Source organism: Cellulomonas sp. PSBB021, assembly GCF_002240455.1.
Lineage (GTDB): Bacteria > Actinomycetota > Actinomycetes > Actinomycetales > Cellulomonadaceae > Cellulomonas > Cellulomonas uda.
The window spans coordinates 389,603-410,421 of record NZ_CP021430.1; the positions used below are offsets into that span (position 1 = coordinate 389,603).

The 20,819-nt window shown below is 73.6% G+C and carries 25 protein-coding genes and 1 other RNA gene; 11 read left to right on the top strand and 15 right to left on the bottom strand.

The window, feature by feature from the left end; genetic code table 11:
* Positions 1-6: 6 nt before the first annotated feature.
* The gene (locus CBP52_RS01695) at positions 7-1,920 is read left to right on the top strand and encodes a DUF2207 domain-containing protein (RefSeq protein ID WP_094179559.1); all 1,914 of its coding nucleotides are present in this window, start codon (positions 7-9) and stop codon (positions 1,918-1,920) included.
* A 38-nt stretch (positions 1,921-1,958) separates the two neighbouring features.
* On the opposite strand, the gene CBP52_RS01700 is transcribed toward CBP52_RS01695, so the two are convergent.
* On the bottom strand, positions 1,959-3,023 hold the full coding sequence (locus tag CBP52_RS01700) for an ATP-dependent DNA ligase (protein WP_094179560.1): 1,065 nt from the start codon (positions 3,021-3,023) through the stop codon (positions 1,959-1,961).
* Between the two features lie 425 nt (positions 3,024-3,448).
* Between CBP52_RS01700 and CBP52_RS01705 the strand changes: the two genes are divergently transcribed.
* A complete protein-coding gene (locus CBP52_RS01705) occupies positions 3,449-3,751 on the top strand; it encodes a hypothetical protein (protein ID WP_094179561.1) in 303 nt (100 codons plus the stop codon).
* A gap of 47 nt (positions 3,752-3,798) precedes the next feature.
* Here CBP52_RS01705 and CBP52_RS01710 read toward each other — a convergent pair whose 3' ends face one another.
* Positions 3,799-3,990 (bottom strand): pentapeptide repeat-containing protein, encoded by a 192-nt coding sequence (locus CBP52_RS01710; protein WP_094179562.1) that lies wholly within the window; start codon positions 3,988-3,990, stop codon positions 3,799-3,801.
* A 149-nt stretch (positions 3,991-4,139) separates the two neighbouring features.
* Between CBP52_RS01710 and ssrA the strand changes: the two genes are divergently transcribed.
* Positions 4,140-4,508: a transfer-messenger RNA gene (gene ssrA / locus CBP52_RS01715) on the top strand.
* Positions 4,509-4,597: 89 nt separating this feature from the next.
* Here the strand turns inward: ssrA and CBP52_RS01720 are convergent.
* The 3 genes from CBP52_RS01720 to CBP52_RS01730 all read right to left on the bottom strand — a co-directional run bounded on the left by CBP52_RS01720 (position 4,598) and on the right by CBP52_RS01730 (position 6,847).
* Positions 4,598-5,143, bottom strand: a complete 546-nt coding sequence (locus CBP52_RS01720; RefSeq protein ID WP_094179563.1) for a hypothetical protein — start codon at positions 5,141-5,143, stop codon at positions 4,598-4,600.
* Complete coding sequence (locus CBP52_RS01725) at positions 5,140-6,315, bottom strand: serine/threonine-protein kinase (RefSeq protein WP_232514609.1); 1,176 nt, start codon at positions 6,313-6,315, stop codon at positions 5,140-5,142. Before CBP52_RS01725 ends, CBP52_RS01720 begins: the two co-directional genes overlap by 4 nt.
* A gap of 91 nt (positions 6,316-6,406) precedes the next feature.
* Positions 6,407-6,847 carry a MarR family winged helix-turn-helix transcriptional regulator gene (locus CBP52_RS01730; RefSeq protein ID WP_232514610.1) on the bottom strand — a complete coding sequence of 147 codons (441 nt, stop codon included), beginning with the start codon at positions 6,845-6,847 and terminating at the stop codon, positions 6,407-6,409.
* Positions 6,848-6,893: 46 nt separating this feature from the next.
* Between CBP52_RS01730 and CBP52_RS01735 the strand changes: the two genes are divergently transcribed.
* Positions 6,894-7,277 (top strand): VOC family protein, encoded by a 384-nt coding sequence (locus tag CBP52_RS01735; RefSeq protein ID WP_094179565.1) that lies wholly within the window; start codon positions 6,894-6,896, stop codon positions 7,275-7,277.
* 101 nt (positions 7,278-7,378) lie between these two features.
* Positions 7,379-8,536, top strand: coding sequence for a class I SAM-dependent methyltransferase (locus tag CBP52_RS01740; protein ID WP_094179566.1), 1,158 nt, complete (start codon positions 7,379-7,381; stop codon positions 8,534-8,536).
* A 39-nt stretch (positions 8,537-8,575) separates the two neighbouring features.
* Here the strand turns inward: CBP52_RS01740 and CBP52_RS01745 are convergent, their stop codons facing one another.
* The gene (locus CBP52_RS01745; protein WP_232514611.1) at positions 8,576-9,271 is read right to left on the bottom strand and encodes a nuclease-related domain-containing protein; all 696 of its coding nucleotides are present in this window, start codon (positions 9,269-9,271) and stop codon (positions 8,576-8,578) included.
* Between the two features lie 314 nt (positions 9,272-9,585).
* On the opposite strand from CBP52_RS01745, the gene CBP52_RS01750 reads away from it, so the two are divergent.
* Together CBP52_RS01750 and CBP52_RS01755 are read left to right on the top strand one after the other, a co-directional pair.
* Positions 9,586-10,482, top strand: coding sequence for an SDR family oxidoreductase (locus tag CBP52_RS01750; RefSeq protein ID WP_094179567.1), 897 nt, complete (start codon positions 9,586-9,588; stop codon positions 10,480-10,482).
* Positions 10,479-10,808 (top strand): CoA-binding protein, encoded by a 330-nt coding sequence (locus tag CBP52_RS01755; protein ID WP_232514612.1) that lies wholly within the window; start codon positions 10,479-10,481, stop codon positions 10,806-10,808. Before CBP52_RS01750 ends, CBP52_RS01755 begins: the two co-directional genes overlap by 4 nt.
* A gap of 4 nt (positions 10,809-10,812) precedes the next feature.
* Here CBP52_RS01755 and CBP52_RS01760 read toward each other — a convergent pair whose 3' ends face one another.
* Positions 10,813-11,124: a DUF5808 domain-containing protein gene (locus tag CBP52_RS01760; protein WP_094179568.1), complete on the bottom strand. Its 312-nt coding sequence runs from the start codon at positions 11,122-11,124 to the stop codon at positions 10,813-10,815.
* Between the two features lie 76 nt (positions 11,125-11,200).
* On the bottom strand, positions 11,201-11,917 hold the full coding sequence (locus tag CBP52_RS01765) for a GNAT family N-acetyltransferase (protein ID WP_094179569.1): 717 nt from the start codon (positions 11,915-11,917) through the stop codon (positions 11,201-11,203).
* 138 nt (positions 11,918-12,055) lie between these two features.
* On the opposite strand from CBP52_RS01765, the gene CBP52_RS01770 reads away from it, so the two are divergent.
* Positions 12,056-12,256: a hypothetical protein gene (locus tag CBP52_RS01770; protein ID WP_094179570.1), complete on the top strand. Its 201-nt coding sequence runs from the start codon at positions 12,056-12,058 to the stop codon at positions 12,254-12,256.
* Positions 12,257-12,347: 91 nt separating this feature from the next.
* Here CBP52_RS01770 and CBP52_RS01775 read toward each other — a convergent pair whose 3' ends face one another.
* A complete protein-coding gene (locus CBP52_RS01775) occupies positions 12,348-12,833 on the bottom strand; it encodes a TM2 domain-containing protein (protein ID WP_094179571.1) in 486 nt (161 codons plus the stop codon).
* 155 nt (positions 12,834-12,988) lie between these two features.
* Complete coding sequence (locus CBP52_RS01780; protein ID WP_094179572.1) at positions 12,989-13,750, bottom strand: Crp/Fnr family transcriptional regulator; 762 nt, start codon at positions 13,748-13,750, stop codon at positions 12,989-12,991.
* Between the two features lie 172 nt (positions 13,751-13,922).
* Between CBP52_RS01780 and CBP52_RS01785 the strand changes: the two genes are divergently transcribed.
* The 3 genes from CBP52_RS01785 to CBP52_RS01795 are packed head-to-tail and all read left to right on the top strand — an operon-like array spanning position 13,923 to position 17,071.
* Positions 13,923-14,156, top strand: a complete 234-nt coding sequence (locus CBP52_RS01785; RefSeq protein WP_094179573.1) for a heavy-metal-associated domain-containing protein — start codon at positions 13,923-13,925, stop codon at positions 14,154-14,156.
* A gap of 34 nt (positions 14,157-14,190) precedes the next feature.
* The gene (locus tag CBP52_RS01790; RefSeq protein ID WP_094179574.1) at positions 14,191-16,185 is read left to right on the top strand and encodes a cation-translocating P-type ATPase; all 1,995 of its coding nucleotides are present in this window, start codon (positions 14,191-14,193) and stop codon (positions 16,183-16,185) included.
* On the top strand, positions 16,148-17,071 hold the full coding sequence (locus CBP52_RS01795) for an NADP-dependent oxidoreductase (RefSeq protein ID WP_094179575.1): 924 nt from the start codon (positions 16,148-16,150) through the stop codon (positions 17,069-17,071). The genes CBP52_RS01790 and CBP52_RS01795 overlap by 38 nt, the downstream gene beginning before the upstream one ends.
* 13 nt (positions 17,072-17,084) lie before the next feature.
* Here CBP52_RS01795 and CBP52_RS01800 read toward each other — a convergent pair whose 3' ends face one another.
* Genes CBP52_RS01800 through CBP52_RS01820 form a run of 5 tightly spaced genes read right to left on the bottom strand, consistent with a single transcriptional unit; the run spans position 17,085 to position 20,794 of the window.
* Positions 17,085-17,501 (bottom strand): hypothetical protein, encoded by a 417-nt coding sequence (locus CBP52_RS01800; protein ID WP_094179576.1) that lies wholly within the window; start codon positions 17,499-17,501, stop codon positions 17,085-17,087.
* Entirely contained in the window at positions 17,459-17,731 is a 273-nt protein-coding gene (locus tag CBP52_RS01805; RefSeq protein WP_094179577.1) for a DUF308 domain-containing protein, read from the bottom strand. Before CBP52_RS01805 ends, CBP52_RS01800 begins: the two co-directional genes overlap by 43 nt.
* A gap of 21 nt (positions 17,732-17,752) precedes the next feature.
* Positions 17,753-18,385, bottom strand: coding sequence for a hypothetical protein (locus tag CBP52_RS01810; protein ID WP_094179578.1), 633 nt, complete (start codon positions 18,383-18,385; stop codon positions 17,753-17,755).
* A gap of 46 nt (positions 18,386-18,431) precedes the next feature.
* On the bottom strand, positions 18,432-20,153 hold the full coding sequence (gene poxB / locus CBP52_RS01815) for a ubiquinone-dependent pyruvate dehydrogenase (protein WP_094179579.1): 1,722 nt from the start codon (positions 20,151-20,153) through the stop codon (positions 18,432-18,434).
* Positions 20,150-20,794: a TetR/AcrR family transcriptional regulator gene (locus CBP52_RS01820; protein WP_094182062.1), complete on the bottom strand. Its 645-nt coding sequence runs from the start codon at positions 20,792-20,794 to the stop codon at positions 20,150-20,152. The genes poxB and CBP52_RS01820 overlap by 4 nt, the downstream gene beginning before the upstream one ends.
* Positions 20,795-20,819 lie beyond the last annotated feature (25 nt).

A 20,819-nucleotide genomic window follows, 5' to 3' on the forward strand; every position in this document is an offset into this window, starting at 1 on the left:
GCGGCGGTGCACCAGTTCCTGAAGCTCGTCGCGCCGCGAGGGCGCGGTCCGCGCCGCTCGGTCGCCGTCCTCGGTCTGTCGGGTGCGCTGCTCGTCGGCACCGCGCTCGCCGCGTCGGCGGCACCGGACCAGACGAGCGGCCGCGAGATCACGCGGTACGACGTGACGGCGACCCTGGACTCCTCCGGGACCGCGGACGTGAGCGTCGACTTCGACTTCGACTTCGGCGACGACCCCGGCCACGGTCCGTACCTCACGCTGCCGACGCGTCAGGGGTACGACGAGACGCGCGACCGGGTGTTCAGCTACAGCGCGGTGAGCGTGTCGAGCCCCTCCGGTGCGCCGGCGGACCTGCACCGCGAGGAGAGCGACGGCTGGCTCACGCTGCGGATCGGCGACGAGGACGTCGACGACGTGTCGGGCGTGCAGACCTACCGCCTGACCTACCGGGTCGACGGCCTGGTGAACCCCGCGAACGAGCAGCACTCGGGCGACGAGCTGTACTGGAGCGTCATCGGCGAGGGCTGGGAGATCCCGATCGGGGACGTCAGCGCGACCGTGACCGGACCGGCACCCGTCGAGGGTGCGGTCTGCTTCGCCGGCCCGTCGGGCTCGACCACGCCGTGCACGTCGGCCGACGTGCGGGGGAGCAGCGCGACGTTCACGCAGGACCTGCTGGGAGCCCGGGAGCCGTTCACGACCGTCACCGGCTGGCCCGGCGGCACGTTCGTCGGCGCCGAGCCGCTCCTCGTCGAGCGCCCCGACCCGGCGGCTGTCTGGGCGCCCGCGTCGCCGCTGGGCGGGCTCGCGGTCCTCGCCGCGCTCGGGGGCAGCGCGCTGGCCGTGCGACGCGTGCGGCGCACCGGACGTGACCGCGCCTACCTCGGCCTGACGCCCGGCCTGCGCCCGGTGCACGGTCAGGAGGTCGGCTCCGGGTACCGCGACAAGCGCACGCCCGTGAGCGTGCAGTTCACCCCGCCGCAGGACGTGCGTCCCGGCGAGCTCGGCACGCTCGTCGACGAGAAGGCCGACCCCGTCGACGTGACCGCGACGCTCATCGACCTCGCCGTGCGCGGGTACCTGCGGATCGAGGAGGTGCCGCGCTCGAACCCGAAGAAGAAGCCGAACGACTGGACGCTCGTGCAGCTGCGCGCGCCCGACGCCGCGCTGCTCGAGTACGAGTCCCGGCTGCTGCGCGACATCTTCGATGCGCGCTCGACCGTCAAGCTGTCCGACCTCAAGCAGACGTTCGCGACGTCGATGAGCAAGGTGCAGGACGCGCTGTACGACCAGGTGACACGCCTCGGCTGGTTCCGCGCCAACCCGAAGTCCGTGCGCGCCCGGTGGATCGCCGCGGGGATCGCACTGATCGTCGCCGCGGGGTTCGTCCTGGCCGTCGCGATCGGCGTGGGGGACAGCTCGCTCGCCACCTCCGCGCGCGGGCTCGCGCTCCTGCCGTTCGCGATCGGCGTCGTCGGCGTCGTGGTGCTCGTGTGCGCCAGGTACGCACCCGCGCGCACCGAGGACGGCACGGCCGTGCTCGCGCAGGCGCTCGGCTTCCGGACGTACCTGACCACCGCCGAGGCCGACCAGATCCGGTTCGAGGAGGGGCAGGACGTCTTCAGCCGCTACCTGCCCTACGCGATCGTGTTCGGCGTCGCCGAGCGGTGGGCGCGGGTGTTCTCCGAGCTCGCCGCGCAGGGGCGCGCGCTCGACGCACCCGGCTGGTACGTCGGCTACTACGACCCCCTGCCCGGGATGTTCTGGGCCTCGGGCTTCGCCTCGTCCATGGACCGGTTCCAGACCGTGGCGACCGAGTCCCTCACCGCGCCCACGCCCGGCTCGTCGGGCGACTCCGGGTTCTCCGGCGGGGGGTTCTCGGGCGGCGGCGTGGGCGGAGGCGGAGGCGGCGGCTGGTGACCGCACCCTCGTCGTGACGTCCTCGGCCGCGCGGACCTCTACGGGCGCAGGCCCAGGATGTCCGCGAGGTCGAACCGGACGGGCTCGTCGAGCTGGGCGTACGTGCACGTCGCCGGGTCACGGTCCGGCCGCCACCGCCGGAACTGGCCCGTGTGCCGGAACCGGTCACCCTCCATGTGGTCGTACGCCACCTCGACGACGAGCTCGGGCCGCAACGGCACGAAGCTGAGGTCCTTCGTCGCGTTCCACCGGCTCACCGCCCCCGGGAGCCGCTGACCGGCGTGCGCCTGCTCGTCCGCCCACTGCGCCCACGGGTGGTCCTCGACGCCGTCCCGCAGGGGCGCGAGCTCGTCGACGAGGCTCGCGCGGCGGGCCATCGGGAACGACGCGACCACACCCACGTGCTGCAGCCGGCCGTCGTCGTTCCACAGCCCGAGCAGCAGGCTCCCGACGACCGGACCCGACTTGTGCCACCGGAACCCCGCGACCACGCAGTCCGCGGTGCGCTCGTGCTTCACCTTGAACATGGAGCGCTTGTCGGGCAGGTAGCGGCCGTCGAGCGGCTTGGCCACCACGCCGTCGAGGCCCGCGCCCTCGAACTGCGTGAACCAGCGCCGCGCCTCGTCGAGGTCCGCCGTCGCGGGCGTCACGTGCACGCGACCGCCGGCGTCCGCCAGCGCCTCCGTCAGGCGCGCGCGCCGGTCGACCAGCGGCGTGGACATCAGGTCGTCGTCGCCGAGCGCCAGCACGTCGAACGCCACGAAGCTCGCGGGCGTCTGCTCCGCGAGGAGCGTCACGCGTGATGCCGCCGGGTGGATGCGGTTCGTCAGCGAGTCCCAGTCCAGCCGGTCGCCCGAGACGATGACGATCTCCCCGTCGAGCACGCACCGCGGCGGCGTGTGTTCCTTGATCTGCTCGACCAGCTCCGGGAAGTAGCGCGTCATCGGCTTCTCGTTGCGGCTGCCGAGCTCCACCTCGTCGCCGTCGCGGAACACGATCGTGCGGAAGCCGTCCCACTTGGGCTCGACGTGTCCCGTGTCGGGGATCTCCTTGACCGACTTCGCGAGCATGGGCGCGACGGGCGGCATCACGGGCAGGCGCATAGGGGACATCCTGCACCGGACGGGTGACATCGGCACCGGGCCGCGGTCGGCGGCACGTGGCCCCTTGAGGTCGGCCGGGCATGCGCCGATGCCACCCTGTGGCCTCCGACGACCTCCCGCGCTCGAAGTCGGGCCGCATCCCGCAGTGGGTGGTCGACGAGGCGCGCGGCCGCGACAGCGCCCCGCGCGCCCGACGTGTGAGACCCGGTGCCCCGGGCAGGCGTGGTGGCACGCGTCAGCATCACCCCCGGGCATGACCGGATGTCCGGTTCCCGGGTGATCCTTGCCCCGGCGCCTCCACCGCAGGTGGTGTGCGTCGATACAGTCGCCACCTGCCAGCGACGACAGGGGGACAGGTCATGGTAGGGGGGGACGTCGTGCCTGCGCTCACGCGTACGGCCGAGACGGACGCACAAGGACCGGGGGTGCTCGCGGTCGTCGCGGTGATCGCCCTCGTCGGGATCGGGGCGCTCGTGCTCGTGCGCCGTGCCTCGACGCGTCCACGGGCGCACGACCCGTTGCCCGACGTGGTCCACGCGCTCGCCGAACGCGGCTACCTCGCGCTCGAGCCTTACCACGACAACGGGACGCCCGAGTGGCTGCTGCACCGCCGCCGCCTGCCGGACCGCAACCTCTCGTCGTGCGAGCACGACTGGTACTTCGCGATCTTCGGCACCCGGCTCAGGTCCTCCGTGGTGTGGTCGCAGGTCCGGCCGCCGTCGCTCTGAGTCCCGGGACCGCCCGAGCGCGTGCCCGCCGGCGCGCTCGGGCGTCGTCACCTGGTGGGCGCCACGAGTGCCGACAGTTCACGCTCGGCGTACAGCCGGTGCTGCCACTCCGCGAGGATCTGCATGTCCGCACCACGCACCGTGATCCCGTCGAGGTTCGACCGTCGGAGCCTCGCACCCGAGAGATCCACCCGGTCGAAGGTGGAGCCGCGCAGGTCCGCGTCCGTGACGTCGACCATGACCGGACGCCACTGCGGTGCGCCGACACCCGGCTCGGGCGGAGCGGGAATCACGATGACGCCCGACGCGTTGGGCAGGTAGTCTGGACCTGCTCGGCACGTGCTGCGGCACTGCGGTCGCACGGACCGGGCGCTTGATAAATCAACATGGGGGTGATCGGTTTCGACGGTGATCGTCGAGCCAGGAGAAGCGGGTCGAGGACGCACGGTTATCTCGTCAACGCTCCGTGCAAATCATAGGTGCCAATTCCAAGAGCACCGACTTCGCCCTCGCCGCCTGAGCGAGCTTCGAAGTCCGTCGGCCTAAGTACGCTCTCGACTTAGTTCCCGGCGTCATCTAGAGAGCCACTGCTGATCCTCATCGTCAGTGTGAGGATCGGGACTTCTAGCTGACTGGGCCCGTCCGCCTTCCCGTCCGTGGGAGTGGTGGGGGCCGAGAAAATCCATCACGGACTGCACCCGGAGAAGCCCTGGTTCCACGTCATCGGACGCGGGTTCGATTCCCGCCACCTCCACGTGAAGGTCGTCAAGACCTTCGTAGCAGTGACGACGAGGCCCGTCCCCTGGGGGCGGGCCTCGTCGTCTCCATGTCCCAGTTCACCCGGGCTCACCTGCGTCTGTGGCCGCGCGGCTCCTTCTTCCCCTTGTCGCCGCGGTTCGTGTCCGGTGCCTCGACCTTGGCGGGCTTCTTGGGCTTCTTGGGCTCGGACGGCGGTGCGGGGCGAGCAGGCTCGGGCTTCGACGGTGCCTTGGTGCTCTCGACGGACGTCGTCGCGGTCCGCTGTGCCGGTGTCTCCTCGTCGGCCGGCGCGGTCGCCTCCGCCTCGGCGGCGGCCTTCGCCGCAGCCGCGCGCCGCTGGGCCGCCGCGAGCTCGGCCTCGACGTCGTCGAGGGCCGCGTCGATCGCGCGGTAGCGCATCGCCGAGACCTCGCCCTGCTCGACGCCCGCGTCGAGCAGCTCGCGCGTGGAGGCGAGGAGCGTCGAGGCCTCGTCCCAGTCGCCCTGGGCCGCCGCTCGCGTGACTTCCAGCACGGACGCCTGGAGGGTGCGACCGCGCTCCGCGGCGAGCTCGGTGGTGCTCCCGCAGCCCGACGCGCCGAGCAGCGCGAGCGTGAGGGTGAGTGCGACGACGGTGCTGCGCAGACGCGTCATGGCTGCACGCTCTTCTGCAGCTCGGTGAGGGCCGTGCCGAGCCGCCCCTCGACGGCGGGGTACGACGGCGCGTCGGACGGCCCGTCCGACGCCGACACCTGCTGGGCGACGAGCAGCCCACCGGCGGTGAGGAGCAGGGCAGCACCGGCGGAGAGCAGCGCGCGGCGCGGGTGGCGCCGGCGGGCCTTCGTCGGCCCCGGGGGCGCGGGGACGGCGTCGGTCGGCGGCGCCTCGGCGCGCGGTGCCGCGGTGCGCCGGGCGGGGGTGGCCGGGAGGGGGAGCGTGCGGTCCGGTGAGCCGAGCGCTGCGAGCTCCGTCGCGACCTCGTCGGCGCTCGGGCGCTCGTCGGGCGTCATGAGCGTCATCCGCGTCAGCAGCGCCGCCAGCTCCGGGTCGACGTCGTCGGGGATGTGCGGCGGGGAGATCAGGCGCGCGACCGCGGACTCGGTGGTGGTGCCCGGGAAGGCGGGGCGTCCGGTCAGGCACTCGAGGAGCACGAGGCCGAGCGAGTAGATGTCGCTCGACGGAGCGAGCGCCTCCCCGCGTGCCTGCTCGGGGCTGAGGTAGAGCACCGTGCCGAGCGTCTGACCGGTCCGCGTCAGCCGGGTGCCGTCGATCAGCCGCGCGATGCCGAAGTCGGCGAGCTTGACCGCCGGTCCGCCGGACGCATCGGCCTCGAGCGCGTCGGGACCGGTCAGCAGGATGTTGCCCGGCTTGATGTCGCGGTGGATCACGCCCTGGGCGTGCACGACGGCGAGCGCCTCGGCGAGGTCGCGGCCCACGCGGGCGGCCTGGGCGCGGTCGAGCGGGACGCGGCGGAGCCGCTCGGACAACGTGGGACCGTCCACGAGCTCCATGACGAGGTAGTCCTGCTGCCCGCCGTCCGGCCGTTGCTCGGCTCCCGCGTCGTACAGCATGACCAGCGCGGGGTGGCTGAGTGCCGCGAGCACGAGCACCTCGGCGCGGTTGCGCATGAGCTCGTCCTCGCCGTGGACCACCGGGAACACCTTGAGTGCGACGTCGCGCTCCAGGAGGACGTCGTGAGCGCGGTGGACGGTCGCCATGCCTCCGTGGCCGAGCACGCCGTCGAGCCGGTACCGACCGTCGAAGACGATCGGCTCCGGTACGTCCGACGAGGGCGCCGTCGGAGGCGAGTCAACGTGTCCCAGCACGACGCCGACGCTAAGCGCGCTCCCGACGACCCGCACGCCGGGAGCCCGCAGATCGCCCGTTCGGGGGTTGACACGCAGTCGCTCACTGGCCTCAGGTGTCGAGGAGGGCGTCCCGGCAGGCGGTGAGGGCGGTGCGCAGGGCGCCGCGCTGCGCCGCGTCGAGACTCGACAGCATGCGGTCGAGGACCGGGGCGACGGCGCTCTCGGCACGGCCCAGGGCGTCCTGCGCGAGCGGGGTCGGGAGTGCGGCGCGCTCGCGGCGGGGGCCGGGTTCGTGCGCGCGCTCGACCATGCCCTGCTTCTCGAGGCCCTGCAGGAGCACGTTCATCGACTGACGGGAGACGAACGTGCGCCGGGCGAGCTCGGAGCTGCTGATGCCGGGCTCGGCGTGCAGGTTGCTGAGGCAGGCGTACTGGGCGACGGTCAGCCCGAGCGGGCGCAGCACCTCGTCCATGCGCTGGTTGAGTGCGGCCTGGGTCGCCTTGACGAGGAGCGCGAGCTCGCGGGCGTCGGCGGCGGTGCGCTCGTTCACGTCAAGATCTTGACACATAGCCGGGGATAGGTGTCAACATGTTGACATGACCTCTCCGAGCTCGCCGACCATCGGCCCCGACTTCGTCTCCCTCCAGGTGCGTGACCTGGCCGCTTCCGCCGACTTCTACGAGCGGGTCGTCGGCCTCGCCCGCGTCCCTGGGCCCAACCCCCAGGCGGTCGTCTTCACGAGCGGCACGTCCTCCTTCGCGGTCCGGACACCGCTGCCGGGCTTCGACCTCGACGCGCACCCGCAGCTCGGCGCGGGGGTCGGCATCTGGTTCCACCACCCCGACGCTCTCGCCGTGCACCGACGCGTCGTCGACCACGGTGCCGCTGTGGTGCAGGAGCCGTCCGACGGCCCGTTCGGGACGACGTTCGCGTTCCGCGACCCCGACGGGTACCTGATCACCATCCACTCGAAGGCCTGAACGCCGCTCGACGAGGCGGGCTGCCCACCCGGCACGCGCGAGCTGCCCGACCTCGTCGCGCCCCGGTGAGGGGGTCGTCCGCGACGGGCTAGCCTCGGGGCGTGGATGAGGCGGCACGGCACGACGAGACGGATCTCCTCACCCGGCTCCGGCGTTACCCCGACCTCGAGGCGCCGAACCTGCACGCGGTCGACGCGACCGACCGGCAGATCCTCGACGAGGCGTCGTCGGCGTTGGGCGCGACCTCGGGCCAGGACGTCGTCGTGATCGGCGACCATCACGGCGCGCTGACGCTCGGTGCGATCGCACGGCACGGGCTGTCCGGCGTGCGGACCCACCAGGACCGCCTGCTGGGCGAGCGCGCGCTGCACGCGAACGCCGAGACCTTGGGAGTCGGCGGCTTCAGGTCGCTCGGGCTGACGCCGGGCCTCGTCTCGGGGGCGCGGCTCGTCCTGCTGCAGCTCCCTCGCTCGCTGGACGCCCTCGACGAGATCGCCGGCCTGGTCGCGGCGCACGCCGAGCCCGACGTGCTCGTCGTCGCGGGAGGCCGGGTCAAGCACATGACGACAGCGATGAACGACGTCCTCCGCCTGCACCTGGAAGACGTGCACGCGCGTCTGGCGCGCCAGAAGTCACGCGTCCTCGTCGCGTCCCGACCGCGTCCCGCCGACGAACGCCCGGCGGTCACCTGGCCCCGGCGCGAGCACCACCCCGACCTCGATCTCATCGTCTGCGCCCATGGCGGCACGTTCGCGGGGACGAGCGTCGACATCGGCACGCGCGCGCTGCTGCGGCACCTCGACGAGATGCCGCACGACGCGACCACCGCGCTCGACCTCGGCTGCGGGACCGGGGTGCTGGCCGTGCTGCTCGCGCGTGCGCGGGCCGGGCTGACGGTGACGGCGACCGACGAGTCGGCGGCCGCGGTGGCGTCCGCACGCGCGACCGCCGCGGCCAACGGGGTGCAGGACAGGGTCGTCGTCGCGCGCGCCGACGGCGCGGACGTCCTGCCGGACGCGAGCGTGGATCTCGTCGTGCTGAACCCGCCGTTCCACGTCGGCGCGGCCGTGCACGCGGGGATCGCCCAGTCGCTGTTCGCCGAGGCCGCGCGCGTGCTACGCCCCGGCGGGCAGCTGTGGGCCGTGTGGAACTCGCACCTGCGCTACCGCTCCGCGCTCGAGCGTGTCGTCGGCCCCACGCGCCAGCTCGGCCGTGACCCGAAGTTCACGGTGACGGCCTCCACCCGAACGCGGCACTGAGTGACTTTCCCCCGGTCTGGCCACGCTCGCACGTGGGCGTCAGGCCATGGGAAACGCCTGGGCGAGGAGACGGTGCAGCTCGTCCACGGCCGAGGGCGCGAGTGCGCCGTGCACCGTCAGGTGCTCGTAGGCCTTCCTTGGCCAGAGAACGTGCACACCGTCGACCTGGAACGAGCCGCCGATGAGTGGCCAGTCCGCCTCGACGAAGCACAGCACGCCGCGCACTGGGACCGAGCCGTGGCCCGCCGTGGCGAGAGCGTCGCGGACCAGCGAGACCTGCTTGTGGACGCCTTGGACGAGCGAGGTGCAGTCGCGGGAGCCGACGACGAGCCGCGCGGTGCGCGGCCTCAGGATCCCGCCCTCGACCCGCAGCGAAGGGCGACCCTTGTAGCGCTTCGCGTCGATGACGAACACGCCTGAAGGACCTACGGCGATGTGGTCGATGTTGGCGCGCGTGCGCGGGATCCGGCGGTCGTGCAGAATCCGCACGCCCCTGTCGGCGAGGGCGTCGAGCCCGCGACCGAGCATCTCCTCACCCTTCGCGCCACGCGCCCACGCGGTGGTGCTCTGTGGCTCGTCCGAGAGGGCGAGGATCAGCCCGCCCACACGCGGGTGTGCCTCGCGGATGCGCTTCTCACGTGCGGCGCTGCGCCGCTCGTACTCACGTCGCGCGCTGCCGCCGGCGCGTCCGGCGTCGACCTCGGCAGGGGGCGCCGCGGGTACGGGCTCAACCACGTCCGGTCGAGGCTCGGGCGTGGGGCACTCCACGCACGTCACCGTTCTCGTGCTCGCGTCGTAGACCGCTCTGACGCCCGCCTCGAGCGTGGTCCCGCACGTCCGACATGCACCGGCGTAGCGCAGACGCATCGTCTTCGGACCTCGGGGGAGCGCGTCGCTGCTCGTCGCCATGCCAGGTGCATCGACAGGTCTCGCCTGCCCCTTGACGACCGGCGCGCGCCCCGGTCGACCCGTCATCCGGGGCGATCGTCGTTATCGTCACCGCAGGAGACCGGTGCCGACGACGGCCCAGCACCCCCGAGGAGACGACGATGTCCGCTGACCAGCTCACGTTCGACAACCCCGTCGAGCGCCACAGGCACATCAAGCCTCACGCGTCGTGGCAGCCGCTGCCGGGGCTGGACGCGGAGCTCGACCCGAAGGCGGACCACGGCGAGACGAGCTACCGGGGGACCGGGCGGCTACCGGGGCGCAAGGCGCTCGTCACGGGTGGGGACTCGGGCATCGGGGCCGCGGTGGCGATCGCGTTCGCGCGCGAGGGTGCCGACGTGGCGCTGAGCTACCTGCCCGAGGAGCAGGTGGACGCGGAGGCGATCGCGGAGGTGGTCCGGGCCGAGGGGCGCAAGGCGGTGCTGCTGCCGGGTGACATCCGGGACCGGGAGTTCTGCCGCACGCTCGTCGCGGACGCCGTCGCGGGGCTGGGCGGGCTGGACATCCTGGTGAACAACGCCGCGCACCAGGTGTACCACCCGTCGTTCGACGAGCTCGACGAGGCGGACCTGGACCGCACCATCCAGACGAACGTGTACGCGATGTTCTGGATCACGCGTGACGCGCTGCCGCACCTGCCGCCGGGCTCGACGATCATCAACAGCACGTCGGTGCAGGGCTACAACCCGTCGCCGATGATCATCAACTACGCATCGACGAAGTTCGCGATCATCGGGTTCACCAAGGCGCTCGCGGCCGACCTCGCGCCGCGCGGGATCCGCGTCAACGCGGTCGCGCCGGGGCCGGTGTGGACGCCGCTGCAGGTCTCGGACGGGCAGCCGGCGGAGAAGCTGGAGGGGTTCGGCGAGTCGTCGTGGCTGGGTCGCACGAGTCAGCCGGTCGAGCAGGCACCGGCGTACGTGTTCCTCGCGTCGCCGGAGTCCAGCTTCGTCGTCGGTGAGGTCATCAACGTCAACGGCGGCGCGAACGTGCCGTGACGCGCGGCTCGTCGTCGCCGGATATCGGTCCTTTGGTCCTCGCGGCGATCCCGGGCGGCGTCGACGCGGTCGTCGTCGCGACGCGTCCCGAGCACGCGCGGGCGACGGTCCAGGAGGCGGTCGACCTGGGGGTCGGGCAGGTGTGGCTGCACCGGTCGGTCGACCGGGGCAGCGTGGACGGCGAGGCGGTGCGGCTCGGCCGTGAGCACGGGCTGACCGTGATCGACGGCGGGTGCCCCCTCATGTTCGGCCGGGCGTCGGACCGCGGTCATCGCGTGATGTGCCGGTTGTTCACCCTCACCGGCCGCGTCCCGCGCACCGTGTGACGGCTCAGCCCTGCGCGAGCCGACGGCGGACGAGCGCGTAGACCCGGCCGAGGTTGATGGTCCAGCCGACCCCGAAGACCCGCGGGCCGACGAGGTGCTCGGCCTCGGGGTCCCACATGCGCTCGCGGAACCGGGACGGGGTCGGCGGGCGCAGCTCGTAGGGGACGAAGCCCGCGACGACGCCGTGCCACGTCCGCTCGTCGCCCGGCTTGCGCAGCTCCTTGACGACCGCGGCGACGACGAGCGCTGCGCCGACGACCCGGATGACGTCCTTGACGCCGCCCTTGCGGCGGCGGTCCTTGGCTCGGGTGGTCATGCGCCCTCCTCGTGTCGGCCGTCTGCGTTCATCATCCACCCGGGGCGGGTGCGTGGCGACGGCCCGCGGGGCAGGGTCAGGGCGACGGGGTCCGCAGGACGCCGAACATCGTGCGGCGGCGCAGGCGGAACCCCAACCGCTCGTAGACGGCGATCGCGCCGGTGTTCGACTCCGCGGCGTGCAGCATCGCGCGGTCGCCACGCTCGTGCACGTGGTGCGCGACGTCCAGCACGAGGCGCGTCGCGAGCCCCTGGCCGCGGTGCTCCGCGTCGGTGCACACCGCGCTGATCTCCGTCCATCCGGTCGGCCTCAGACGCTCGCCGGCCATCGCGACGAGCCGGCCCTCGCGGCGGATCCCGACGTAGCGGCCGAGCTCGTAGGTGCGCGGTGCGAACGGGCCGGGCTGCGTGCGCTCCACGAGCGCGAGCATCTCCGGCACATCGTCGGCGCCGAGCACCACGGCCTCGTCGTCGGGGCGGGTCCGCAGCGCGTCGGTCTCGACGAGCTGGACGCCGCCCCCGCGCCGCACTACCTCCCAGCCGGGTGGCAGCTCCTGGTCGTCCCCCGAGACGGGGAACAGGGCGCCGGGGCCGACGAGGTCGACGATCGCGTCCCACACGTCCGGGTGCCGCCAGTCGCGCACCGCGGTGAACGGCGAGACGTGCGGGTCGTACCGGCGCACGAGGTCGCCGCCCTGCGCGAAGCGCGCGTGCGCTCCGGTCAGCGCGCTCCAGGCGGGGTTGTCGAGCACCCCCGCGTCGATCGTCGTCACCGTCTCGGTCGCCACCGGCATCCCCTCGTCGTGTAGGACCGGATCGTAGGCCCGCGGTCGCGCGCCGCAACGATCTCGTCGCGTGGTCCCACGCGATGAGACACGGTCCGGGACTACGCGCGTCGGGCGCGGTGTTGGTGACGACGTGAGGAGGCGGCGATGACAGCGACATCCAGCACCGCGAGACCGAGCACCACCACGGGGTGGGTCGACCCGCGCGAGCAGATCGAGTTCGGTGTCCTGATGGCCAACGGCCGGCTCGCGGGGCGCAGGTTCGCCTCGCGCCACGAGGCGGAGCGGTGGGCGCAGGACGACGAGCAGGTCGTCGAGTACAACCTCGTCTGCGAGTGCGCGGTCTGAGACGATCCCCCGACCGTCGTGCGTCGCACGGACATGACGAGGGCCGACCACGCGACGCTGCGTGGCCGGCCCTCCGCTGGGTGGGGTCGGGTCAGACCCGGACCTGGACGACGGCCGCCGCGTCGGTGCTGAGGCCGCTGAAGTCCGGCGGGTTGAGCGCCGAGGAGATGATGCCGAGCACGACGAGCACGCCCGTCACGATCCACGCGAGCTTCTTGTGCTGGTCGTAGCCCTGCAGCGGGCGGCCGAACTTGTCCTTCTGCGCGCCCGCGAGCACCAGGATCAGGTCGACGAGCGCCCAGATGCCGCAGCCGCCGAGCGTGAGGAGCTTGGCGATCCCGGTGCCGACCTTGCCGAGGTAGAACCGGTCGATGCCGAGGACACCCAGGAAGTAGGCCAGCAGCCACGTCGCGATGAACGACTTGTCGGACTCGCCGACGGGTGCGCCCGGGTACACGGGTGCGCCCTGGGGGCCGCCGTACACGGGCGGTCCGGCGGGGTACGCGGAGGGCTGCTGCGGGTAGGGCTGGCCGTCGCCGCCGGGGGGCGTCGCGGGGCCGGGGTAGTCCGAGGACACGGTCTCTCCAGGATGTCGGGGTGCATCGGGCCGTCGCGGGCAGCGCCCGCTCCGTCGCGGGAACCGTAGCGGGCCGCGGGCCGACCCGCGGGCGCTTCGGCCGAACCGCCCCTGAAGGTGATCGGATCGTGACCCGCGGGGCGGCGACCGGCCGGCTACGCGCTGCCTCGAGCCTCCTGCTCGAGACGGTCGCGGTCCAGGATCGCGGTCCAGCGGCGCCCGGACGCGACGACACCCTGTTGCTTCCACCCGCTCATGACGCGCGAGACGGACTCGGGAGTGGTGCGTGCCAGCGCCGCCAGGTCCGCGCGCGACAGCGGGACCTCGAGCAGCAGACCCTCGCCCGGCCGGTCCCGGCCCACCTTGCCGGCGAGCCGCAGGAGCGCGGTCGCGACGCGCTGCGGCACGGTGTCGGTGCTCTGCCCGCCGATGTCGTCGTGCGCGCGGGCGAGGCGGGCGGCGACGTCGTCGAGCACGCGCAGCGCGACGACGGGCCGCTCGCGCAGCACCGCACGGAAGTCGTCCTGCCCGATGCGCAGCGCGCACGTGTCGACGAGCGCCGTGGCGGTCTGCAGGTGGACCGGCTCACCGAGCGTGCCCATGGCGCCGAACAGCTCGCCCGGCACGAGCACGTCGGTGAGCGTCGGCGCGCCGTCCTCGGTGACGTGGGCGAGCGACACGGCACCCTGCGCGACGACGTACAGCGCGTCCGCGGGCTCGCCCGCGACGTACACGTGCTCGTGCGCGCGCACCGTCCGCGCTCGCATGCGCCGGTCGATGCCGTCGAGCGCGTCCGGGTCGAGCCCGGCGAAGTACGGGGTGCGGGACAGCACGTCCATCCGCACGGGCCGTGGGCAGTGGTGCGGCAGGACGACCTCCCGCAGCGGGATGGTGCGCCGCTCACCGCCGGGTGCCATGGCTCCACGCCCTCCGCGGGTCTCGTCGGGACTGCTCGAGAGCGTATCCCGCAGGCGCACCGGACGGGTCTGCGGACAACTGACGTGCGTCATGGAGGTGCGCGCGGCCGCTGCCTAGCGTGCTGGTCAGGTCGAGAGGGGCTCGACCACGAGACCAGTGAGGACGTCCACCATGACGAGCACCACCACCACCCGTTCGGTCTTCCGCGCCGAGGGCTTCAGCTGCCCCTCGTGCGTCGCGGCGATCGAGAAGCAGGTCGGGCGGCTGCCCGGTGTCGAGCGCGTCGCCGTGCGGTTCGCGTCCGGACGCGTCGAGGTCGACCACGACCCGGCCGTCGCGACGAGCGACGCGGTCGTCCGTGCCATCGCGAAGGCCGGCTACCGCGCGACGCCGGCCGCCGTCTGACCCACCCGCCCCCGACGATCAGCGAGGAGACACCATGCCGTCCGTCCCTGCCCGCCTACGCAGCCCGTGGGCGGTGCCGTCGCTCGCCGGCCCGCTCGTCGCGGCCGCGGTCGTCCTGTCCTGGAGCCAGGGCGTCAACCCGTTCGGTGCGCACGACGAGGCCGCCGGCTCGCCCGTGCTCGTCGCCTCCGACGTGCTCCTGCTCGTCGCGGCGCTGGTCGCCGGCCTGCCGATCGCGGTGCGGGCCGTGCGGGCGCTCGCGGTGCGGATGCTCGCGATCGATCTGCTCGTGACCGTCGCCGCGGCCGGTGCGCTCGTCCTGGGGGAGCTCTGGGAGGCGGCGGCCGTCACGTGGCTTTTCGCGCTGGGCCACGCGCTCGAGGCCGCGACGCTGCGGCGCACCCGGTCCGCGCTCGCCGACCTCGTCGCGGTCGCACCCGAGCGTGCGCTCGTGCTGCGGGACGGGGCGCCGGTCGAGGTGCCGGCCGAGTCCGTGCGCCGCGACGAGGAGGTCCTCGTCAAGAACGGTTCGCGGGTCCCCGTGGACGGTGTGGTCGTCGCGGGCGCCGGTGCGCTCGACGAGTCCGCGATCACCGGGGAGTCCATCCCCGCGGAGAAGGGGCCCGGCGACGCGGTGTACGCGGGCACCGTGTCGCACAGCGGGGTCCTGCACGTGCGGGCGACGGGCGTCGGCGCGGACACCACCCTCGCCCGCATCATCCACCGGGTCGAGGAGGCGCAGGACGCGAAGGCGCCCACCCAGACGTTCATGGAGCGGTTCTCCGCCTGGTACACGCCCGCCGTCGTCGTCGGCGCGGTGCTCGCCGGCGTGCTGACGCGCGACGTCGGCCTCGCGCTCACGCTGCTCGTCATCGGCTGCCCCGGCGCGCTGGTGATCTCGATCCCCGTCGCGGTGGTCGCCGGCGTGGGCCGCGGCGCGCGCGACGGGATCCTCGTCAAGGGCGGCGAGCACCTCGAGACCGCCGCCCGGGTCGACGCGGTCGCGCTCGACAAGACCGGCACGCTCACACGCGGCCGGCCGCGGGTCACCGACGTGGTCGCGCTCGCGGCGGACGTCACGGCCGACGAGGTCCTGGCGTGGGCGGCGCGCGCCGAGGCCGGCTCCGAGCACCCGCTCGCACCGCCCGTGCTGGAGGCGGCCGCCGAGGCCGGCCGTCCCGTCACCGGCCTGCCCGAGCGGACCGTCCCCGTCCCGGGCAAGGGTGTCGTCGCGTGGGTCGACGGCCGGCGCGTCGCCGTGGGGAACCTGCGCCTCGTCGCCGACGAGGCGCCCGCGGACCTGGCGCACGCACGCACCGAGGTGGCCCGGCTCGCGGCGCTGGGCCGCACGCCGGCCGTCGTGACCCTCGACGGTCGCGTCGTCGGGCTCGTCGCGCTCGCCGACGAGGTGCGACCCGACGCCGAGCTCCTGGTCGGCGCGCTGCACGACGCGGGGATCACCCGCGTCGTCATGCTCACGGGCGACGTCGGCCCGGTCGCCCGGGCCGTCGCGTCACGCCTCGGCGTCGACGAGGTCCGCGCGGAGCTCCTGCCCGACGACAAGCTCGCCGCCGTCGCGGCGCTCCGGGCCGCGGGCCACACCGTCGCGATGGTCGGTGACGGCGTCAACGACGCCCCGGCGCTCGCGGCTGCCGACGTGGGCGTCGCGATGGGTGCGGCCGGCACCGCCGTCGCGATCGAGACCGCCGACGTCGCGCTCATGACCGACGACCTGCTCGCGCTGCCCGCCGCGGTCCGGCTCGCGCGACGGACCGTGCGGGTCATGCGGCAGAACATCGCGATCGCCGTCGGCACGGTGGCGCTCCTGCTCGCGGGCGTGCTGGCGGGCGGGGTCACGATGGCCGCGGGGATGCTCGTGCACGAGGTCTCCGTCCTCGTCGTCATCGTCAACGCGATGCGGCTGGCCCGTGCGCGGTCCCACGTGCCGCACGTCCCGGAATACCCGGGCGGTCCGCGGGGCTGGGACTCGTATGCGAGCGATCACCTACTCCCGCTACGGCGGCGCTGACGTCCTCGAGCTCACCGAGCAGCCGACCCCCAAGGTCGGCGCCGACACCGTGCTGGTCCGCGTGCGGGCCGCGTCGGTCAACCCCGTCGACTGGAAGCTCCGGCAGGGCTACCTCGACGCGATCATGGACGTGCGCTTCCCGGTCGTGCCGGGCTGGGACGTCGCGGGCGTCGTCGAGCGCGTCGGCCTCGACACACCCGAGCTCCAGGTGGGCGACGAGGTCTTCGGCTATGTGCGCAAGGACTGGGTGCACGGCGGCACGTTCGCCGAGTACGTCTCGGCGCCGGTGCGCACCCTGGCCCGCAAGCCGACGACGCTGTCGTTCGAGGAGGCGGCCGCGGTCCCGCTCGCGGGTCTGACGGCGTACCAGTCGATCCGGCGGGCGGGTGTCACGGCCGGTCAGACGGTCCTCGTGCACGCGGCGGCCGGCGGTGTCGGCGGGTTCGCCGTGCAGATCGCGGCGGCGCTGGGCGCCACGGTCGTCGGGACCGCGTCCGAGGCGAACCACGAGTACCTGCGGGCGCTGGGCGCGCAGGCCGTGACCTACGGTGACGGGCTCGTCGAGCGCGTGCGCGCCCTCGCCCCCGACGGCGTCGACGTGGTCCTCGACTACGGCAGCCCGGACGCGGTCGCGACCGCGCCGTCGCTGCTGCGCGCGGGCGGGACGATCGCCTCGATCGTCGACGCGAAGGCGCGGGACGAGCTCGGCGGCCACTACGTGTGGGTGCGACCCGACTCCGCGGACCTGGCCGCGCTCGGCGCGCTGATCGACGACGGCAAGGTCGGCGTGGAGGTGGCGCAGGTGTTCGACCTGGCCGACGCCGCGGCCGCGCACGAGGCGAGCGCGTCCGGGCACGTGCGCGGGAAGGTCGTCGTCCGGGTCTGAGCGCGCGTCGTCGTCAGCAGGAGGTGGGCGCGTCCTCGCCCGCGAGGCGGGCGCTGGTCCAGGCGACCAGGTCGTGGGGGAGGCCCGAGGGTGGCTGGAGCACGTCCAGGTGCGAGGCGCCCTCGTAGGAGCGCAGCTCGAGCGTCGCGCCGGCCGCGCACGCCAGCGGCACGTACTCGCGTGTGAGCCGGTAGGGGACGATCGAGTCGGCCGTGCCGTGCCCGACGAACAGCGGCGCCCGCCACGGTCCCGTCGGCACGTTCTCGCGCAGCCGGTCCCCGATCACGCCCACGGTGGGTGACGTGCGCAGGATCGGCTGGTCGCGGGCGACGGCCAGGCCGGTCAGGACGGTGGCCAGGAGATCGACGTCGCGCCCGAGCCACACCGTCACGAGCAGGCCACCGACGACCCACAGCGCGCCCCGAGCCACGACCAGCGGCCCGACCCACGGTCGAGCAGGTCCGCGACGCCCGACACCATCGCGCTCAGCCCCACGAACAGCCCGAGCACGCTCACCGCCGTGAGCGGTCGCACGACGAGGAACAGCCCGAGCGCGAGCAGCGCGACACCGAGGACCGCGCGGGCCCACCGTGGCGCGCGTGTGAGCAGCCACGGGACGGCGCGCCACCGTTCACGCAGCGGGCGGGCGGTGGGGCTCACGCAGCGAGGCTAGCGCCGGTCTCAGGGGTCCCACCGCACCGAGCGCACGACGTCGAACGCCGTCGACGTCTTCAGGTCGCCCGCCGGGGCGGCGATCTGGATGAGCGCGGCCGCCGTCTCGCGCCGGTCGTGCACCGCGAGCACCAGGACCTGCCACAGTCCCTCGTCGGGAGGCCCCGCCTCGTAGGTCACGATGGCCGCACGCGCCGACGGCATGCCCTCCCACGCCACGCCGACCTCGTGGACCAGCGCATCGGGGCCCCAGTCCGTCGGGACGCGGTCGATCGCCGCCTGCACGGTCTGCGGCCCGCCACCTGCGATGTCCCACGCCATCACCGACGCGAGCGGCGTCTCGGCCTCGGCGGGGCGCAGGTGCCGGACCTCACCGGCCGGGTCGTCGACGCGGTCGACGACCCAGCCGGCGGGGACGTCGAAGCCCAGCGACTTCACGCTCACGCGTGAGCCGGCTCCCCTCAGCGGCTCGATGACGAGGGTGCGGGCAGGGGTCGACGTCGGCCGGGGTGCCGGGGTCTGCCGGTCACGCGTGAGCGAGTGACCGGGAGCGTTCTTCGGGGACGCGTCCGGGGCGGACGCACAGCCCGCGAGCAGCAGGACACAGGCCGCGGCCGCGGCCGCGGCGAGACGGTGACGCATGGCGCTCCCAGGGTGGGCACCGGTGGTGGCGGCGCCCACCGGCGGGTCAGAACACCTGGCGCAGGTTGGCCCGGGTGAGGTCGAGCAGCTCGTCGCCGCGGCCAGACAGTAGCGTGCGCAGCGCGTAGAGCGCGAAGCCCTTGGCCTGCTCGAGCTTGACCGACGGCGGGATGGTGAGCTCCTGCCGTTCGGTCACGACGTCGACGAACGCCGGGCCGTCGTACGCGAACGCCTCCTCCAGCGCCTTGCGCAGGTCCTTGGACCGCTCGACGCGGAACGCCTTGAGGCCCGCGGCCTCGGCGATCGCGGCGAGCGACGGGTTCTCGAGGTCGGTCGCGCTCGTGACGAAGCCGGCGGCCTTCATCTCGAGCTCGACGAAGTTGAGGGACGCGTTGTTGAACACGACGATCTTCACCGGGAGCTTGTTCTGCGTGAACGTCAGGAGCTCGCCGAGGAGCATCGCGACCCCGCCGTCGCCGGACATCGCGACGACCTGCCGGCCGGGGTGCGACGCGGCGACACCCACGGCCTGGGGGAGCGCGTTCGCCATCGAGCCGTGGATGAACGAGCCGATCACGCGGCGCCTGCCGTTCATCGTGAGGTAGCGGGCGGCCCAGATGACGGGCGAGCCGACGTCCGGGATGAACACGGCGTCGTCGGACGCGATCTCGTCGATCAGCCTCGCGACGTACTGGGGGTGCAGGGGCTGGTCACCCTTGCGCGGGGTCGCGAGGTCGTCGAGCTTGGTGCGCGTCTTGGCGTAGTGCGCGAGCGCCTCCTCGAGGTGTCCGCGGTCGTCGTGCCGGCGCAGCAGCGGCTGCAGGCCCAGGAGCGTCTCGCGGACGTCGCCGACGAGGCCGAGCTCCAGGTGTGCGCGGCGGCCGAGCCGCTCGCCGCGGATGTCGACCTGGATGACCTTGGCCTTCTCGGGCAGGAACGGCTGGTACGGGAAGTCGGTGCCGAGCATGAGCAGGGTGTCGCACGACTCCATGGCCTTGTACCCGGACGCGAAGCCGAGCAGCCCGGTCATGCCGACGTCGAACGGGTTGTCGTGCTCGACGAAGTGCTTGGAACGCAGCGTGTGCACGATGGGCGCGCCGAGCGTGTCGGCGAGCGCGATGAGCTCGGCGTGCGCACCCTCGGTGCCGGCGCCGGCGAGGATGGTCACCCGCTTCGCCTCGTCGAGGAGCCGCGCGGCCTGCGCGAGCTCGTCGTCGGACGGGATGATGCGCGGCCGCGACGCGCGCACGGCGGTCGCGGTCTCGTCGAGCGCGTCGGCGAGCGCGACGTCGCCGGGGATGACGACGACGGCGACGCCCTTCTTCTCCACCGCGGCCTGCATCGCGGCGCGCATGACGCGCGGCATCTGGACGGGGGAGGCCGCGTACTCGACGTACACGGAGCACTCGCGGAACAGCTCCTGCGGGTGGGTCTCCTGGAAGTACCCGGAGCCGATCTCGGAGGTGGGGATGTGCGCGGCGATCGCGAGTACCGGGACGCCCGAGCGCTGCGCGTCGAACAGGCCGTTGATGAGGTGCAGGTTGCCCGGGCCGCACGAGCCGACGCAGACCGCGAGCTCACCGGTGAGAGCCGCCTCGGCACCCGCCGCGAACGCCGCGGCCTCCTCGTGGCGCACGTGCACCCAGTCGATCCCCGATCCGCGCAGCGCGTCGGTGAACCCGTTGAGCGAGTCGCCCGGGATGCCGTAGACGCGCTGCACGCCGGAGGCGACGAGCGTGTCGACCATGTTCTTCGCGACGGTGGTCATGCGTGTTCTCCTCGGTCTGGAGCCGGTGGTGCGGCGGGGTCTGCCGCGGGTCGTGAGGTGGGCACGGCGATCGCGGGCCAGACGAGGGCGCACACAGACTCGGCGAGGTCGTCGTCGAGCGGGGCGTGCCCCCACACCAGCCTGTGGTAAGCGGGCGCGAACAGCGCGTCGACGACGAGGTCGGGGTCCGTGCCGGCGTGCAGCTCGCCCGCCGCGACGCCGCGCGCCACGTGGTGCAGGGCGGCCTGTCGGCGCGGCTCCATCCACTGGTCGAGCAGCGCGGTGCTGGTCGCGGCGTCGCTGATCGAGGCCGCCATGAGCTGGCGGATGAGCCCGCCCGCAGGGGTGTCGCGCAGCAGGTGGACCAGGGCGTCGACCTGCGCGGTCAGCGCGTCGCGCACCGGCATGTCGTCGTCGAACTCGATGCTCGTGTGGAAGCGCTCGAGGAGCCCTTCGAGGAGCACGGCCGCCGTGGAGGGCCACCACTTGTAGAGGGTCGTGCGTGAGACGCCCGCGCGGGACGCGATCGCGTCCATCGTCGGCAGCGCCGCGCTGGTGAGCGCGAGCTCCGCCGCGGCGTCCAGGACCGCGCGCCGTCGCTCGGCCGACCGGGGTCGGCCGCGGCGCGGCGGCGAATTCATGGACACGGCGTCCACTATATGCCTG

Coding starts and splice junctions, on each gene's coding strand:
- CBP52_RS01700 (WP_094179560.1), bottom strand. CDS start 3,023: ATGCGCCTGCCCGTGATGCCGCCCGTCGCGCCCATGCTCGCGAAGTCG.
- CBP52_RS01710 (WP_094179562.1), bottom strand. CDS start 3,990: ATGGTCGACGTCACGGACGCGGACCTGCGCGGCTCCACCTTCGACCGG.
- CBP52_RS01720 (WP_094179563.1), bottom strand. CDS start 5,143: ATGACGCGTCTGCGCAGCACCGTCGTCGCACTCACCCTCACGCTCGCG.
- CBP52_RS01735 (WP_094179565.1), top strand. CDS start 6,894: ATGACCTCTCCGAGCTCGCCGACCATCGGCCCCGACTTCGTCTCCCTC.
- CBP52_RS01750 (WP_094179567.1), top strand. CDS start 9,586: ATGTCCGCTGACCAGCTCACGTTCGACAACCCCGTCGAGCGCCACAGG.
- CBP52_RS01760 (WP_094179568.1), bottom strand. CDS start 11,124: ATGACCACCCGAGCCAAGGACCGCCGCCGCAAGGGCGGCGTCAAGGAC.
- CBP52_RS01765 (WP_094179569.1), bottom strand. CDS start 11,917: ATGCCGGTGGCGACCGAGACGGTGACGACGATCGACGCGGGGGTGCTC.
- CBP52_RS01770 (WP_094179570.1), top strand. CDS start 12,056: ATGACAGCGACATCCAGCACCGCGAGACCGAGCACCACCACGGGGTGG.
- CBP52_RS01780 (WP_094179572.1), bottom strand. CDS start 13,750: ATGGCACCCGGCGGTGAGCGGCGCACCATCCCGCTGCGGGAGGTCGTC.
- CBP52_RS01785 (WP_094179573.1), top strand. CDS start 13,923: ATGACGAGCACCACCACCACCCGTTCGGTCTTCCGCGCCGAGGGCTTC.
- CBP52_RS01790 (WP_094179574.1), top strand. CDS start 14,191: ATGCCGTCCGTCCCTGCCCGCCTACGCAGCCCGTGGGCGGTGCCGTCG.
- CBP52_RS01795 (WP_094179575.1), top strand. CDS start 16,148: ATGCGAGCGATCACCTACTCCCGCTACGGCGGCGCTGACGTCCTCGAG.
- CBP52_RS01810 (WP_094179578.1), bottom strand. CDS start 18,385: ATGCGTCACCGTCTCGCCGCGGCCGCGGCCGCGGCCTGTGTCCTGCTG.
- poxB (WP_094179579.1), bottom strand. CDS start 20,153: ATGACCACCGTCGCGAAGAACATGGTCGACACGCTCGTCGCCTCCGGC.
- CBP52_RS01820 (WP_094182062.1), bottom strand. CDS start 20,794: ATGAATTCGCCGCCGCGCCGCGGCCGACCCCGGTCGGCCGAGCGACGG.